We start from the raw sequence: 15574 nt of genomic DNA, 5'->3' as shown, positions 1-15574 counted from the left end.
GATAGTCACTGGCCACTGTTGATAAATGCTATGGGCTAACGGACTTCAGTGTTAAATCAAAGCAAAGACGAGCTTTTTCACAGAGCTCATCGACTTCAGCATGGCTAATAATCAGCGGTGGAGAAAGCACCATACGGCTACCAACAGCACGCATAATCAAACCGTTATCAAAGCAGTGATCACGACAAATCAAACCGATATCCAGATCGCTGGGGAAGAATTCTTTGGTTTCTTTGTTTTTAACCAGAGCAATACCCGCGATTAATCCAACACCTTCTATATGACCCACTAAAGGGTGATCAGTCAGCATATCGCGAAGCTTTTTCTGCAAGTAAGGGCCGATGTCATTAGCTACATACTCAACAATATTTTCTTGTTTCATTAGCTTTATATTGGCAATGGCAACAGCGGCTGATACTGGGTGGCCTGAGTAAGTGAAACCGTGGTTGAAATCGTCGTCGTGCTCAATGAACGCGTTGGCAATGCGGTTACCTACAGCAACCGCTGCAATCGGTAAGTAACCAGAAGAAAGTCCTTTAGCCATCGACATAATATCGGGTGTAATGCCTAATGTTTCGCTACCAAACCAGTTACCTGTACGCCCAAACCCACAGATGACCTCATCAGCCGCCAGTACTACGTCGTACTTGGTGCATACTTTTTGAATTTCTGACCAGTAGTTTGCTGGTGGTACGATAACCCCGCCTGCTCCTTGAATGGGCTCACCGACAAAGGCCGCTACATTGTCTGGGCCTACGGCTAGAATTTTTTCCTCCAGTGCAGCAGCGCAGGCAATGCCAAACTCTTCTTCTGACATATCGCCTGCTTCGCCATACCAATAAGGTTGGCGAATACGTTCGATATTAGGTAGCAATGGCGCACCCTGCTTGTGCATGCCGCTCATGCCACCTAGGCTTGTGCCGCCGACGGTGCTGCCGTGATAGGCATTTTCACGGCTAATAAGAATGCTTTTGTACGGTTTGCCTTTGATAGCCCAAAACTGGCGCACCATGCGAATAATGGTGTCGATTGCTTCAGAACCTGAGTTTGCAAAAAAGATGTGGTTAAGGTCACCGGGAGTAACACTGGCAATCTCTTTAGCTAATTCAGCAACAGGCGCATGTGTCGTCTGAAAGAAAGTATTGTAGAACGGCAGCTCGCTCATCTGTTGCGTAGCGGCGTCCGTTAGCTCTTGGCGCCCGTAACCCATATTGACACACCACAGACCGGCCATACCGTCCAAAATTTTATTGCCTTCACTGTCCCAAATGTAAACGCCTTCTCCTTTAGTGATGACACGTGCTCCCTTTTTGTTAAGGGCACCTGTATTGGTGAAAGGGTGTAAGTGGTAGTTGGCATCAAGGGACTGAATATCTGTAGTGATTGATGAGCCGTTGTTTTTATCTGTGAGCATCTCTCTCTCCACAATGCTTTCATAAGTAGTGAAAGCGAAAAGTTGTCACATTGAGTTATCAATTGTGATCATTAAATGAGGTTTTTCTACTGATAGTGTTATCAGATGATGAATTCATTTTGTGATCACAAAATTAAAAAGTCAATCAAAAAACATTCAACTTAATATTTTAGAGGGCATTTAAATGTTTTTATTCGTGTGATTCTTAGATAGTTTTTAGATAAGAAAACATACGCCATAGAGCATGACGTATGTCTTTGTTATTAGTGAGCAGCTGTTCTGGATTGCTCTATAAAACGGTGTAGCAATTCAGGTGTACTAGCAAAGGCAATACCTTCACGAATATCAGCTGTTATGGCTAATTGAAGAGCAAAAGCATCTTGTTTTTCTATCGCGAGCATCGCTTCATTATGCCGGTCTATCACATAGTGTTCTTCGAGTTTGCTGGTGGCTAAGCGCATGAAAGGTCCTAGCTGTAACCATAGGCTTTCAATGAGTGGTAGCGTTACTTGATGTGGATTAGCCGTATAGAGTAGACGGTGAAAATTTTGATTAAGAATGCTTATCTGTTCAAGATTACCGCATTCTTGCGCTTGGTCGATCAAGCGATCTAGGCTATGCAATTCAGCTAAACGTGTTGAGTCTATATAAGGCCATGCTCTGGCTGCAGCATGTGACTCTATTGCAATACGTGCTTCACATAACTCGGTAAACTTCATAGCCGTCATGGTGGGAACCATAACTCGTCTGTTGCCCTGTATCTCTAACGCACTCTCTGCAGACAGTTGGCGCAGAGCTTCTCTTATAGGCATTGGGCTAACATCAAGTAATGCAGCTAATTCTCTGATAGTTAGTGCGCGGCCTGGCAATATTTGACCATTCATCACAGCGCCTCTTAACGTCTCATATACCCACTGGGTGATAGTTACAGAGTCATCGCGCTCAGTTAATGTAATTTGTATGGGAGACTTCTTGTCCATAATCGGTATCGGTTCTGGCTGTTTTTTTCTATTCTAATGCGATCACTAAACAGGGTGAAAGATTTTTTTCATAAAGTGTCAATTGGCCTTGTTTTATTTTTGTAATCACTTAAAGTTATTTTTGTGATCACAAAGTATGGTTTTTCTTAAAGTGATTATGTGAAACTATGTACTTAATCTGCTTCGGCTAACCGAGTGCAAAAAAAGATGTCGAGTGAGAATCTTATATGAATTCCAAAAAAGACAATGAGTTTGACCTTTTTATTACAGACCTAAACGGCAATTTGCGCGGTAAGCGCATGCCAGGAAGTGCTTTACATAAAGTAAAGGATGAGGGCGTTAAGCTACCTCGCTCGGTGCTAGGTTTTGATTTTTGGGGTGATGATGTTTTAGAAAACGGTTTGGTTTTCGAAACAGGCGACAGTGATGGTGTTTGTATGCCTGTGCATGAAGGCTCTGTTCCTGTGCCTTGGGCTGAGTCTCCACGTGATCAGGTTTTAGCCATGATGTTCAACCCAGACGGAACGCCGTTTGGTGCTGACCCGCGTCAGGTTTTAAGTGGTGTTGTTAAGCGTTTTAAAGCACTTGGTTTAACGCCGGTTGTTGCTACAGAATTAGAATTTTATTTAATGGATGGAAAGTCTGAAGAAACACAGCGTCCTCGTCCTCCTGTTTTGATTGAAGGGCATGGTCGTCGCTTATCTGAGACTGACTGCTATTCCATTGATGAAATGGACTGCCTATCGGCCTTCTTTACAGAGGTGCGTGAAGTTTGTGATATTCAAGGTGTCCCTGCAGATACGATTATTTCTGAGTTAGGCCCTGGGCAGTTTGAGATCAACCTCAATCACGTACCAGACCCAATGCAGGCCGGTGATCAGGCGATTATGTTTAAGCGCTTAGTGAAAGGCATTGCCAGAAAACAAGGTTATGCTGCGACCTTTATGGCGAAACCGTATGCAAAGAAAAGCGGTAATGGCATGCACGTACACTTCAGCCTATTAGACGAAGCGGGTGACAATGTTTTTGATAATGGTGGTGAAGAGGGTACGGATGTACTCAAGCATGCAGTAGCGGGTCTGATGCATACCATGGCAGATAGCATGCTGACTTTTGCACCACATATGAATTCGTATCGCCGCTTTATGGCGGGTGCGCATGCGCCTACTTATGCGAGTTGGGGTTATGAAAACCGCACGGTTGCTATTCGTATACCTGAAAGCCCACCTGTTGCGCGTCGTATTGAGCACCGTGTAGCCGGTGCTGATGCTAACCCGTATTTAGTATTGGCTTCTATTTTAGCGGGTGCTCTTTACGGTATCGAAAATAAGCTATTGCCACCTGCGCCCATTGAAGGTGATGCCAATGCTGAAAATAACGATAAATTGGTATTGCCAAATAAGTGGGATGAGTCCACAGAGATCTTTAATAAGAGCGATGTACTTAAAGAGTATTTGGGTGAGGAGTTTATCCGCGTTTACACGGCGGCTAAGCGTCAGGAGCAGAGAAAACTACATGAGCAAATTTCTGATATAGAGTACGAAGCTTATCTGGGGTTGCTGTAATAACAGAGGTAGTGAGAGGCTGTATTAATCATGGCTAGCTAGCCTCTACTACTTTTGGCCAAATACCCCCCGGTGGGTATTTAGCCCGCATGCAGTGCTAGCGTAGATTTAAGGAAGTAAATAAAAATAACAATATGCAGGACTTCGGTGAACGCTTAATAGTCTGTGATGAGAAAATGCATACAGTACTTGTTGAGATTGTTTTATTAGAGCTGCAACTGAATTGGGATGAGAATTCCTATTCGGACAATACGGGCCTAGCCTGAAATGGAGAACGTTCAATGAGTCATAAAAAACTTGGTTTAGCAGCCGCACTGACATTCGCACTTTCCAATACTGTGGCTGCAGAAGAGCAGGTTCTTAACATCTATAACTGGTCAGATTACATTAACCCTGAAGCGGTTACCCAATTTGAGAAAGAAACCGGTATTAAAGTTAATTACGATGTATATGATTCTAATGAAGTATTAGAAGCTAAGTTGATGTCTGGTAGTACCGGTTATGATCTTGTTGTGCCAACGGGCTCATTTTTAGAGCGTCACGTGCAAGCAGGTATTTATGCTGAGATTGACCGTTCAAAATTAACTAACTATGCCAATTTAGATACAGTATTGGCCGAAAAAATTTCACGCCATGATGCTGGGAATAAACACAACGTTCCTTATGCATGGGGAACCATTGGTTTAGGTTTTAACGAAACCATGGTTAAAGAGCGCTTGGGAGAAATGCCACTTGATACGTTGGACCTGATCTTTAAGCCAGAAGTCGCTGCGAAATTGGCAGATTGTGGTATTGGCTTATTAGATTCTCCAGCGGAAGTAATGTCTATCGCGCTGAACTATTTAGGCCTTGACCCAAACTCCGAGAAAAAATCGGATCTTAAGAAAGCAACTGCACTGATTAAATCTGTTCGTTCTAGCTATAAGTATTTTCATTCAGGGCAATATATCTCTGATTTGGCCAATGGGGAAGTATGCGTAGCATTGGGTTATAACGGCGATATTCTACAAGCGCAGAGCCGTGCTGAAGAAGCAGGCCAAGGTAATGTGATTGGTTATGCCATCCCTAAAGAGGGTACCTTGGTATGGTTTGATCTACTCGCTATTCCTGCCGATGCTCCACACCCGGATGCAGCGCATAAGTTCATTGATTTTGTGCTAAAAGCAGACACTGCGGCAGGTATTTCTAACTACGTTTATTACGCGGTCGCTAATACAGCGGCTGAGCCATTATTGCTAGATGAAGTGCGTAACAATCCAGGTATTTACCCATCAGATGAAGTGAAAGCTAATCTTTTCACACAAAATGCCCATACCTCGAAATTTGATCGTTTATTAACACGCGCTTGGAGCGGTATTAAAACCGGTCGCTAACTCCTGCTTAAGAACGCAATAAATTAGTGGTAAGGGGTGGCGTTCAGTCTACCCCTTATTACTCAAAGTAAGAGTCTCTAAGTAAGCCTTTCGTTTGCACCTGGAGAGATCGAACTGCCAGGTTTATTTAGAAACTCCCTGATAATAATAAATACCTGAGGGGTTGTTATGACGTCGTCTCAACTTAATGAACTATCTACGTCTACTGTAGCTAACGTTGCTGAAGTGCCTTTATGGAAGCAGGACGGTGCAGAACCTTTTTTGAAAATTGAAAATGTCACCAAAATGTTTGGTGAATTTACCGCTGTTGATAACATTTCGCTGGATATTTATAAAAACGAACTGTTTTGCCTTTTAGGTGGATCAGGGTCGGGTAAAAGTACATTATTACGTATCTTGGCCGGATTTGAATCTGCTTCGAGTGGTCGTATTATTATTGATGGCGTAGATATGGCGGGTATTCAGCCGTGGAAGCGCCCTGTTAATATGATGTTCCAGTCTTACGCATTGTTTCCTCATCTAAGTGTTGCCGATAACGTGGCATTTGGTCTTCGTCGAGAAGGTGTAGCACGTGGTGAAGTAAAGCAACGAGTCGCACAAATGTTAGACATGGTGCAGTTGGGTGCTCTTGGTAAGCGTAAACCAAACCAGCTATCCGGAGGGCAGCGCCAGCGTGTTGCACTGGCGCGTTCGCTGATTAAACGCCCTAAGTTATTGCTTTTAGATGAGCCTTTAGGCGCTCTGGATAAAAAACTACGTGAAGAAACTCAGTTTGAACTCATCAATATTCAAGAAGAGCTGGGTGTTACGTTTGTTGTGGTAACACATGACCAAGAAGAAGCGATGACGCTGGCGACACGCATCGGCGTCATGAATAACGGTGTGATTGTTCAAACCGCTGAGCCGCATGTGGTTTATGAGTATCCGAATAGTCGCTTTGTGGCTGAGTTTGTGGGCTCGGTCAACTTGTTTGAGGGCAAGGTCGTTGAAGACCTTCCTGATAGTGTACGTATTCGTTCCAAAGAAGCCGGTGTCGAGTTATTTGTTAATCACGGTATCAGCTGTGCTCCAAATCAAACCGTGCATATGGCAATACGCCCAGAGAAGATAAAAATTAGCCGCAACAAGCCTGAGCAAACCGAAAATTGTATTCAGGGTATTATCGAAGATATCGCGTATATGGGCAGCCTTTCTGTCTTTAAAGTGCGCTTAGCTAATGGTAAAGATGTCCGCGTAACGCAGCCTAATTTTGTAAGAGATATGGGCGCTCGTTTTACCTGGCATGAACAGGTTTACTTGTCATGGGACATGGACAGCAGTGTGGTTTTGACCTCATGAGTATCCCATCAGGATCCGCCTGGATCGATAAGTCAGCATCAGGCATGGCAAGGTATAATTTATTTAGGGGCGTGAACTGGGGGCGCTTAGGTGTTATTGCGGTGCCTGGTTTGTGGTTGGGAATCTTTTTCTTTATCCCATTTTTAGTCGTGTTCAAAATATCTCTATCTGAATCCGCGATTGCGGTACCGCCATACTCAGCGATGCTCGAGTGGGATCTCGAAGAGGCATATGCCACCTTTAAACTAAATTTTGGGAATTACATTTATCTGTTTGAAGATACTTTCTATCTGGATGCTTATATAAGCTCTGTAAAGATAGCTTCAGTATCAACTCTCATTACATTAATTGTAGGTTTTCCCATTGCGTACCTGATTGCTCGCAGCAAACCTTCTATGCGTGTGGTGTTATTGTCATTAGTTATTCTGCCATTTTGGACTTCATTTCTGCTACGTGTGTATGCGTGGATGGGCTTTTTGAAAAAAAACGGCATTGTGAATGAATTCTTATTATCCACAGGGATTATCGATCAACCGTTAATCATGCTACAGACTGACTTTGCTGTGTATATCGGCATTGTTTATACCTATCTTCCATTCATGATTCTGCCTTTGTATACCGCGTTGGAAAAAATGGATCTTACGCTGTTGGAGGCTGCTGAAGATCTAGGGTCGCGTCCTTATCAGAGCTTCTTTTTAGTAACACTTCCCTTAGCTGTACCTGGCATCATAGCAGGGTGTTTGTTGGTGTTTATACCGGCCGTTGGAGAGTTTGTTATCCCTTCTTTGTTAGGTGGATCAGATACCTTGATGATTGGTCGAGTGCTGTGGGATGAGTTCTTCCTTAATCGAGACTGGCCGATGGCATCAGCAGTGGCCATTGTGATGTTAGTTGTGTTGGTATTGCCGGTTATGTTGATTCGTAATGCACAAGGTAAAGAGGAGGTTCACTCATGAAGCGCCGATCATTATTTTTAACTATTACCGCGAGTATGGGGTTTATTTTTCTTTACGCGCCTATCATTGCATTGATTGTTTATAGTTTTAACAAATCAAAGCTAGTAACCGTATGGGGAGGATGGTCGTTAAAGTGGTATAGCGAGCTCTTCAAGAATCAGCAAATTATTGACGCAGCCCTCGTGAGCTTAAAGATTGCACTTGTCAGTGCCAGCTTAGCTGTCGTGTTGGGTACGATGGCAGGTTTCGTCTTATCTCGTATGGGGCGCTTTCGCGGGAAAATGATTCTGTCTGGCTGGATAACAGCTCCGTTGATTATGCCTGAAGTTATCACAGGTCTATCGCTGCTTTTATTGTTTGTTGCTATGGAGGGAATGTTTGGTTGGCCCGCTGGGCGCGGTACGGGGACTATTATCATTGCTCATACGACGTTCTGTATGGCCTATGTGGCTGTCATCGTGCAATCGCGCTTAGCGTCAATGGATGAGACCTTGGAGGAAGCGGCAATGGATTTGGGTGCCAAGCCTTCAACACTATTTTTCTTAGTTACGTTACCGTTAATAGCACCGGCGCTCATTTCTGGTTGGTTGCTATCATTTACATTGTCGCTTGATGATTTAGTTATCGCGAGTTTTGTCTCTGGGCCGGGTAATAGTACTTTACCGATGGTGATCTTCTCTAAAGTACGTTTAGGTGTAACACCAGAAGTGAATGCGTTAGCCACTATTATGATTGCAATCGTGGCTATTGGAGTGCTGGTCGCAATGTACCAGATGCGTCGGCAGACAAAACTAACCAGTGAGTAAGGATCGAGTGTATTAACGACGCTCGACCCGGTTTTAATTTAAGTAACGGTTTACATAATAGTATTAAGGCAGTGGCGGATAACATGATGAAAATAGGGCTTCTGGCAACAGGTATTACTCCCGATGAACTGCTGGGTGAATTCGGCTCTTATGCGGATATGTTTGTACAGTTGTTCAATAAAGCAGGCTGCTCATTTGAATACGAAGTGTTTGATGTGCGTGAAGGTGACTTTCCTAGCAGTGCATCGCAGTGTGACGGTTGGATCATTACGGGATCAAAGTTTAATGTTTATCAGAACTTACCATGGATGCAGCAGCTTAAAACGCTGATTCTTGAGATACATGAGGCTAACAAGCCGATGGTCGGTATCTGTTTTGGTCACCAGATTATTGCTGAAGCTTTTAATGGCAAAGTGGATAAGTTTGACGGTGGGTGGGGTGTTGGATTACAGCGCTATGAACTAACCGGGGAGTTTGATTTTTTACCACCAGATATACACTCGTACGTTATAAACGCTATGCATCAGGATCAAGTTGTTGTTAAGCCGGCCAATGCACAAGTGTTTTCAGCCTCAGCGTTTTGCCAGTACGCTGGGCTTATTTATGATGACCGTATCATCACCTTCCAAGCGCATCCTGAATTCTCCATCGAGTACAGTGACCCGCTGATTGATTTACGCAAAGGGGAGGTTATTCCTACTGATGTTTCAGAGCAAGGTTTAGTGACATTACGTGAGCCTGATGCAGCAGTCGATTCGTTAGAAATAGCCCGCTGGATGGCGACGTTTTTAAAGAGCAGAGCAGAGGGGTAGTTACAGCTTCGTACCCTTGTTAATATCAGTAAACGATAATTGAAAAAATCTATTAAAAGCTTAAAGTAGCTCTTTATGGATATCTACTTAATTATCAAAACATTACATATCATCAGTTCTACTATCCTATTTGGAACGGGTTTGGGGATCGCATTTTTCATGGTGCGGTCTTACTTTACTCATGATCTTTATGAAAAATTATATTCTGCCAGAGGAACCGTTCTTGCAGATTATATTTTCACTTTTCCAGCTGCTATTTTACAACCGTTAACTGGTGCATGGTTGGTTTGGAAAAGCGGATATGCTTGGACGGATTATTGGTTGGTTTCTTCCTATGTGTTTTTTGCTGTTGCAGGTGCTTGCTGGTTACCTGTTGTATGGATACAAATTAAGCTTAAACAAATATTGGAACAGAGTATTAAAAACCAAACAATGTTACCGCAGCGATACCATAGATTATTTAAAGTATGGTTTCTGCTGGGTTGGCCTGCCTTCATTGGCTTAGTGGCGATATTTTTTCTAATGGTAGGGAAACCGGTATGACAGAGGTACCTGATAAAAGTGGGATATGGTTTGTGTACGATGGTGCGTGCCCTTTATGTGAAAGCGCTGCATTGGCTTTGCGGATAAAAGAACAATACGGACCTCTTCATCTTTTAAATGCAAGACAGCATTTAGATCACCCACTTATCAATGAAATTAATGCGCAAGGGTTTGATATTGATGAAGGCATGATAATTTACGATGGCAGTCGTTTTTATCATGGTAAAAATGCGCTGTCTTTTATGGCTAAATTTGGCGATAGCAAAGGTGTGTTCAATAATATTAACCGCGCATTATTTAGGTCAGATAATATTGCATCAATTTTGTACCCTCTTTTGCGAGGTATTAGGAATTTATTATTGCGAAGGAGAGGGGTAGGTCGGATTGATAACTTGAATATGAAATCTGTACCCATATTTCAAGATGTATTTGGTGATGCTTGGCATGATCTGCCGGTAGTAATGAAAAAGCATTATGCGAACCGACCCTATAGCAATGATGTCACTACGGTGGCTGGCCATTTAGATGTGATGTGTGCGGGGCCAATAAAGCTATTTTCTTCCCTATTTTGGCTTATGAAAGGCATTCCTCCTCATAATGAAAGCAATGTTCCGGTAACGGTTCATTTTGAAAGCAATAAAGTTACAAAAGAGTTTCGTTTTAATCGCATATTTTACTTTGAAAATCGCAATATTTATTCCTTTCAATCTCGAATGATCCAAACATCAGGTAATGAAGTAATAGAGATGATGCGCTTTGGCTTGGGCTGGAAAATGAGTTACATATGGGAAGATGGCTGCGTGAAGCTTAAACACAAAGGGTATGTGGTTGCTTTATTGGGTTACTTTATTCCAGTCCCTATTAGTTTTTTAATGGGCCAAGGAGATGCAAAAGAGCAAGCGATTGATGATGAAACTTTTGATATGCATGTAGAAATCACTCACCCTTGGTGGGGTAAAATCTATGAATATAAAGGACGGTTTACGATAAAGGGCAAAGGATGATTCATTGTGTACTTATCATTGGTGGTTATGGGAACTTTGGCAGTTTTATTAGCAGAACATTAGCAAAAGAAAGCAATATTCAAGTGGTGATTGCTGGGCGTTCTCTAGAAAAAGCGACATATTTCGTTTCTACGTTAGAAGCAGCGAATAAAGCAGAAGCGGTTATGCTGGATATTAGTGCTGATTTTGCATCTGAGCTCAGCAGCATCAACCCTTCAATTGTAATACATACATCTGGCCCGTTTCAGAATCAAGGTTATGATGTTGCGAAGGCTTGCATTGCACAAGGCGCACACTATATAGACCTAGCGGATGGACGGGCGTTTGTTGAAGGTATTGTAGCGCTGGATACGAAAGCCAAATCTAACAACGTTTTAGTGATTAGTGGAGCTAGTTCGGTGCCTTGTTTAACTTCCGCGTTGGTCGATTATTATCAAAAAGAATTTGAAGAGTTAGAGAGCCTTGATTACGGTATTACCACTGCGCAAAAAACGGCACGTGGTTTGGCAACGACTGCTGCTATTTTAAGTTATACGGGCAAACGGTTTGAGACACAGGTTAGTGGTAGCCGTAAATTTATTCATGGCTGGCAGGGGCTACGAGCACGCAAGTATAAAAACCTTGGGTGGAGGCTATTAGGTAATTGCGATATTCCTGATCTTTCGCTATTTCCTACACGCTACCCTACGCTAAAAACAATTCGATTTTATGCGGGACTAGAGATTCCTTTTATTCACTGCGCACTATGGGGGCTATCTTGGATGGTGCGTATTGGTGTAGTAAAAAGGCTAGAAAAAGCGGCACCAGCTTTATTACGATTATCTTTTCTGTTCGATTTCTTAGGGTCTGATAAAAGCGCATTTCATATGACGCTTGCAGGAAAAGGTAAAAATGGAGAAGAAAAGGCCATTTCATTTGAACTGCTCGCACAGTCAGGTGATGGTCCATATATTCCATGTATGCCTGCAATTTTGATGGCAAAAAAAATTGCCTCTGATAGTTTTCTGGAGCGTGGAGCTCATCCATGCATTGGGTTTATTACCCGTGATGAATACCTGAGTGCCCTAAGCGAGCTTGATATCAGTTGGGAGTCTTATTGAATATTTTGGCTAGTCGAAGAAAGCATGAGCCAACGTAGTGTTAAGATGTATTAGTAAGAGTGTGAATGCAGGGGTATGCTAAAAGGCATAAAAAAAGCGGATGTTTTCACACTCCGCTTTTTGTCACCCTTGGAAAAGAATAGTTATTAGTTAATCTGTAGTAGATTAGGTTTACTGACTAGTAACTTAGCCGTTGTAGAAAGACGGTTCAACCACAGGTTTTTTAGCACCAAACGAGCTTCACGTTTGTTTAACTTTTTGTATTCAGCATCTAAACGTAGAAAGTAATCTTTTTCAGCTTCACGGTGAGCTGGCTGATGGTTTTGTCTGAATTCATTGAGCTTGGTCATAAGGTTTTCTTGGTGTCCTAAAGAGTCGTATAGACTGTCAAAAATAACCGTCAGCTTACTAACGCTGGAGTGGCTTGGTCATAAAATTAGGAGCGTATTCTAGTGTTACTGCTGCATGGCAACAAGAGATGTTTTTTCGTCATAATGATGAGAAAAATTCATCATTTGAGCAGGCGGTTGTTAGTTGTTAATAATACCTTTTTTACGAGCAGAGCCACTGGTATAAATACCGCTCAAATGTGAGCATATTGAGGTTTATTAAACATTAAGTAATAAGAATTCACGCTCCCAAGAGCTGATGACTTTATGGAAGGTTTCAAACTCAGCGCGTTTAACACCGATATAAGCATCAATAAACCGAGAGCCCATGATTTCTCGAAGTTCAGGACATTCTTCTAACAAACGTAAGCCTTCTTCAAGTGAGCGAGCAAGTTCTACTGTATCTCCTTCTTCTGCCGCAGCATCGTAGGTAGGTTTTGTCGGCCGTAATTTTCCTTTTAAACCTAAATATCCACAGGCAAGATTAGCTGCAATAGCCAGATATGGGTTGGAGTCAGCACCAGGAAAGCGATTTTCAATGCGAGTGGCTTCAGGTTCTGCTTTAGGTGCGCGTAGCCCGGTGGTGCGATTGTCGATTCCCCATTTCATATTCACAGGGGCCGATATGTCGGGGGCGAAACGGCGATATGAGTTAACGTTGGGTGCATAAAAGCTAATAGCACTGGGGGTGTATTTTTGTAAGCCGCCTAAATAGTGATAAAAAGTCTCACTGTAGTCGCCATTCTCGGCACAAAAGATATTGTTCCCTGTTTTTACATCGATAAGGCTCTGGTGGATGTGCATAGAGCTGCCGGGTTCATGCTGCATTGGTTTTGCCATAAAAGTGGCATAAATATTATGTTTGAGTGCTGTTTCACGCAGGGTACGTTTAAACACGAAAACCTGATCGGCCAGTTTTAGCGGGTCACCATGAAGAAAGTTGATCTCCATTTGTGCGGCGCCGGATTCGTGTATAAGTGTATCTACATCCAGCCCTTGTGCTTCACAGTAACTGTATAGCGTATCAATGACAGGGTTGAACTCATTTACAGCATCAATGCTGTAAGATTGCCGTGCTGTTTCTCTCCTGCCTGAGCGTCCCGTTGCTGGCTTTAGCTCATTATCAGGATCGATGTTTTTTTGTATGAGATAGAACTCTACTTCTGGCGCAATAACGGGGCGTAGCCCTTCCTTGTCAAATAAAGCTAAGACTTGACGAAGTACGGTGCGTGACGATAAAGGGTGCAGCCCGCCTTGAGTATCATAGCAATCGTTGATGACCTGAGCGGTGGGCTCATCTGCCCAAGGAACAATACGCAGCGTTTCGGGGTCCGGTACTAAGATCATATCCCGATCACTGGCATCAACAATGTCATAATGGTTAGCTGCCCAGTCGCCAGTTACGGTTTGTACCAGCAGTGTTTCGGGGATGCGACCGCCTTGTTCAGCGAGGAATTTTTTAGTGGGATAAAACTTCCCCCGCGCATTTCCGGTCATATCTGGCAGCGTTGATTCTACTTCTGTGATAGCGTTATCTTTGAGAAATTTTTCTACGGCTTCCATAAATCACCTTTTATGCTTTCTCGTAAAAATAGCGTAGTAATATGCTCTAGCGTTTTGTTTCAACTTGATATTATTAGTACCACATATAATAAATATAGTGCCTGTTTCTACTTTATGTTGTTATTGTTCCACTCAAGGTCAATCTAAAACCCTGCAAGAGATGGCATTAACAATGGTTGGATATGTCCCTTCATATTATGCGGCCACGGCAAACGCTTCTGAGCAGCCGCAATCAACAGAGTTAGTAGGTGAGGTGAGTACCGATGTGTGTATAGTCGGTGCTGGCTATACCGGTTTGTCTGCAGCACTACATCTAGCAGAAAAAGGGTATTCAGTAATATTACTGGAAGCGGAAAAAGTCGGGTGGGGTGCTTCTGGGCGTAACGGGGGCCAAGTGTGTCCGGGTCATAATATGGAGTACCAAGATCTTAAAAGAAAGATGGGCCCTGATGATGCAAAAGCGTTATGGAATATGTCTGTTGAGTCTGTTGAATTAGTTAAGCAGCTCATTGCACGGCACAACATTCAATGTGACCAAAAACAGGGTGTGCTTCATGTTGCAGCAAAGGCCTCTCATGCAGCGACACTGCAGGCATCGGTTAAGCATAAGCAAACTGAGCTGAATTATGGCGCTATCCATTACCTATCGCGTGCTGATGTACAAGCCATGTTGGGAACAGATCATTATTATGCCGGGGAGTATTGGAGTGAAGGCATTCATTTACACCCACTGAACTATGCGTTGGGGCTGGCGGATGCTGCAGTGCGTGCTGGCGTGAACATTTATGAAAACACCCGAGTTACAGGATACAAAACGGGATCGGGTACCCATGTTAATACAAGAAAAGGGCGGGTGGCAGCGCGTTATATCTTATTGGCGTGTAACGGTTATATAGAAAATTTAGAGCCAAGAGTTACTAGTAAAATCATGCCCATAAATAACTTTATGCTGGCAACTGAGCCATTGAGTGATGAATTGTGCCGTAGCATCAATCGAGATGATATAGCCGTTGCTGACTCAAAATTCATAGTGAATTATTTTAAGTTATCAGCAGATAATCGTATGTTGTGGGGTGGTGGCGAAAACTACACGAAGCGCTTTCCTCAGGATATTGGACGTTTTGTACAAAAGCACATGCTTGAAATCTATCCTGAATTAGCCGATGTGAAAATAGATTATGGATGGGGCGGCACGTTAGCTATTACGTTAAATCGTATGCCGCACTTTGCCCGCGTAGAAGAGAACTTATTTGTAGCGCAGGGGTACTCTGGCCATGGAGTTGCCCTGGCAACACTGGGTGGCAAGCTAATGGCTGAAGCCGTAAGTGGCTGCGCAGAAAAATTTGATCTATTTGCAAAAGTGCCTACGCCGAACTTCCCCGGAGGCACCTTGCTACGCTGGCCAGGGTTGGTTGCCGGCATGTTATATTACTCATTGCGAGATAGGTTGTTATAAGGCTACTCAAATAAATCATCGCAGGTTTCACAAACATAATACTTTGTTTGCTCATTACAGGTTATTTGGCCAACGCCCAATGCATCAATTTCCCAATCACAAATGGTTGATCCTTTTTTTAATGTCCCCTCTATTCTGCAAGGTGCAACGTTATAGTGGTCATGAATTGTGGCATGACTGACTGCTTTTGCTCGTTCAAAATAGGCTTTCACATCCGCGTTGCTTAGCTCTACATCAGATGCTTTACATTGCTTAGGGGCATCAGACGAGAAATC

The 15574-nt window shown here is 43.1% G+C and carries 15 protein-coding genes; 10 read left to right on the top strand and 5 right to left on the bottom strand.

Annotated features, from left to right (window positions below):
- Positions 1 to 28: 28 nt before the first annotated feature.
- Together QZZ55_RS17245 and QZZ55_RS17240 are read right to left on the bottom strand one after the other, a co-directional pair.
- Positions 29 to 1414 (bottom strand): aspartate aminotransferase family protein, encoded by a 1386-nt coding sequence (locus tag QZZ55_RS17245; RefSeq protein ID WP_293268667.1) that lies wholly within the window; start codon positions 1412 to 1414, stop codon positions 29 to 31.
- A 263-nt stretch (positions 1415 to 1677) separates the two neighbouring features.
- Positions 1678 to 2394 (bottom strand): GntR family transcriptional regulator, encoded by a 717-nt coding sequence (locus tag QZZ55_RS17240; RefSeq protein ID WP_293268666.1) that lies wholly within the window; start codon positions 2392 to 2394, stop codon positions 1678 to 1680.
- 227 nt (positions 2395 to 2621) lie between these two features.
- Here QZZ55_RS17240 and QZZ55_RS17235 point away from each other — a divergent pair, with 227 nt between their 5' ends.
- From QZZ55_RS17235 to QZZ55_RS17195, 9 genes are all read left to right on the top strand, one after another.
- Positions 2622 to 3959: a glutamine synthetase family protein gene (locus QZZ55_RS17235; protein WP_293268665.1), complete on the top strand. Its 1338-nt coding sequence runs from the start codon at positions 2622 to 2624 to the stop codon at positions 3957 to 3959.
- Between the two features lie 281 nt (positions 3960 to 4240).
- The gene (locus QZZ55_RS17230) at positions 4241 to 5332 is read left to right on the top strand and encodes a polyamine ABC transporter substrate-binding protein (protein WP_293268664.1); all 1092 of its coding nucleotides are present in this window, start codon (positions 4241 to 4243) and stop codon (positions 5330 to 5332) included.
- A 168-nt stretch (positions 5333 to 5500) separates the two neighbouring features.
- On the top strand, positions 5501 to 6670 hold the full coding sequence (gene potA / locus QZZ55_RS17225; RefSeq protein ID WP_293268663.1) for a polyamine ABC transporter ATP-binding protein: 1170 nt from the start codon (positions 5501 to 5503) through the stop codon (positions 6668 to 6670).
- Entirely contained in the window at positions 6667 to 7626 is a 960-nt protein-coding gene (locus QZZ55_RS17220; protein WP_293268662.1) for an ABC transporter permease subunit, read from the top strand. Before potA ends, QZZ55_RS17220 begins: the two co-directional genes overlap by 4 nt.
- Positions 7623 to 8432 (top strand): ABC transporter permease subunit, encoded by an 810-nt coding sequence (locus QZZ55_RS17215; RefSeq protein WP_293268661.1) that lies wholly within the window; start codon positions 7623 to 7625, stop codon positions 8430 to 8432. Before QZZ55_RS17220 ends, QZZ55_RS17215 begins: the two co-directional genes overlap by 4 nt.
- An 83-nt stretch (positions 8433 to 8515) precedes the next feature.
- Positions 8516 to 9244, top strand: coding sequence for a glutamine amidotransferase (locus tag QZZ55_RS17210; RefSeq protein WP_366512343.1), 729 nt, complete (start codon positions 8516 to 8518; stop codon positions 9242 to 9244).
- Positions 9245 to 9319: 75 nt separating this feature from the next.
- Complete coding sequence (locus tag QZZ55_RS17205) at positions 9320 to 9787, top strand: DUF2269 domain-containing protein (RefSeq protein WP_293268660.1); 468 nt, start codon at positions 9320 to 9322, stop codon at positions 9785 to 9787.
- Positions 9784 to 10791 carry a DUF4166 domain-containing protein gene (locus tag QZZ55_RS17200; RefSeq protein WP_293268659.1) on the top strand — a complete coding sequence of 336 codons (1008 nt, stop codon included), beginning with the start codon at positions 9784 to 9786 and terminating at the stop codon, positions 10789 to 10791. The genes QZZ55_RS17205 and QZZ55_RS17200 overlap by 4 nt, the downstream gene beginning before the upstream one ends.
- Positions 10788 to 11891 (top strand): saccharopine dehydrogenase NADP-binding domain-containing protein, encoded by a 1104-nt coding sequence (locus QZZ55_RS17195; protein WP_293268658.1) that lies wholly within the window; start codon positions 10788 to 10790, stop codon positions 11889 to 11891. Before QZZ55_RS17200 ends, QZZ55_RS17195 begins: the two co-directional genes overlap by 4 nt.
- A gap of 146 nt (positions 11892 to 12037) precedes the next feature.
- Here the strand turns inward: QZZ55_RS17195 and QZZ55_RS17190 are convergent, their stop codons facing one another.
- Positions 12038 to 12241: a hypothetical protein gene (locus QZZ55_RS17190; RefSeq protein ID WP_293268657.1), complete on the bottom strand. Its 204-nt coding sequence runs from the start codon at positions 12239 to 12241 to the stop codon at positions 12038 to 12040.
- A 258-nt stretch (positions 12242 to 12499) separates the two neighbouring features.
- Complete coding sequence (locus tag QZZ55_RS17185) at positions 12500 to 13843, bottom strand: glutamine synthetase family protein (RefSeq protein ID WP_293268656.1); 1344 nt, start codon at positions 13841 to 13843, stop codon at positions 12500 to 12502.
- A gap of 172 nt (positions 13844 to 14015) precedes the next feature.
- On the opposite strand from QZZ55_RS17185, the gene QZZ55_RS17180 reads away from it, so the two are divergent.
- Positions 14016 to 15299 carry an FAD-binding oxidoreductase gene (locus tag QZZ55_RS17180; protein ID WP_293268655.1) on the top strand — a complete coding sequence of 428 codons (1284 nt, stop codon included), beginning with the start codon at positions 14016 to 14018 and terminating at the stop codon, positions 15297 to 15299.
- 2 nt (positions 15300 to 15301) lie between these two features.
- Here QZZ55_RS17180 and QZZ55_RS17175 read toward each other — a convergent pair.
- The coding region (locus tag QZZ55_RS17175) for a hypothetical protein (protein ID WP_293268654.1) at positions 15302 to 15574 on the bottom strand (273 nt) is incomplete at its 5' end.

Source organism: Neptunomonas sp., from assembly GCF_016744175.1.
In the GTDB taxonomy this organism is placed as follows: domain Bacteria; phylum Pseudomonadota; class Gammaproteobacteria; order Pseudomonadales; family Balneatricaceae; genus Neptunomonas.
Note: the sequence above shows the minus strand (reverse complement) of the source record. Positions and strands in the feature narration are given on the sequence as shown.

Coding starts and splice junctions, on each gene's coding strand:
- QZZ55_RS17220 (WP_293268662.1), top strand. CDS start 6,667: ATGAGTATCCCATCAGGATCCGCCTGGATCGATAAGTCAGCATCAGGC.
- QZZ55_RS17235 (WP_293268665.1), top strand. CDS start 2,622: ATGAATTCCAAAAAAGACAATGAGTTTGACCTTTTTATTACAGACCTA.
- QZZ55_RS17185 (WP_293268656.1), bottom strand. CDS start 13,843: ATGGAAGCCGTAGAAAAATTTCTCAAAGATAACGCTATCACAGAAGTA.
- QZZ55_RS17215 (WP_293268661.1), top strand. CDS start 7,623: ATGAAGCGCCGATCATTATTTTTAACTATTACCGCGAGTATGGGGTTT.
- QZZ55_RS17190 (WP_293268657.1), bottom strand. CDS start 12,241: ATGACCAAGCTCAATGAATTCAGACAAAACCATCAGCCAGCTCACCGT.
- QZZ55_RS17210 (WP_366512343.1), top strand. CDS start 8,516: ATGATGAAAATAGGGCTTCTGGCAACAGGTATTACTCCCGATGAACTG.
- potA (WP_293268663.1), top strand. CDS start 5,501: ATGACGTCGTCTCAACTTAATGAACTATCTACGTCTACTGTAGCTAAC.
- QZZ55_RS17200 (WP_293268659.1), top strand. CDS start 9,784: ATGACAGAGGTACCTGATAAAAGTGGGATATGGTTTGTGTACGATGGT.
- QZZ55_RS17245 (WP_293268667.1), bottom strand. CDS start 1,414: ATGCTCACAGATAAAAACAACGGCTCATCAATCACTACAGATATTCAG.
- QZZ55_RS17205 (WP_293268660.1), top strand. CDS start 9,320: ATGGATATCTACTTAATTATCAAAACATTACATATCATCAGTTCTACT.
- QZZ55_RS17240 (WP_293268666.1), bottom strand. CDS start 2,394: ATGGACAAGAAGTCTCCCATACAAATTACATTAACTGAGCGCGATGAC.
- QZZ55_RS17230 (WP_293268664.1), top strand. CDS start 4,241: ATGAGTCATAAAAAACTTGGTTTAGCAGCCGCACTGACATTCGCACTT.
- QZZ55_RS17195 (WP_293268658.1), top strand. CDS start 10,788: ATGATTCATTGTGTACTTATCATTGGTGGTTATGGGAACTTTGGCAGT.
- QZZ55_RS17180 (WP_293268655.1), top strand. CDS start 14,016: ATGGTTGGATATGTCCCTTCATATTATGCGGCCACGGCAAACGCTTCT.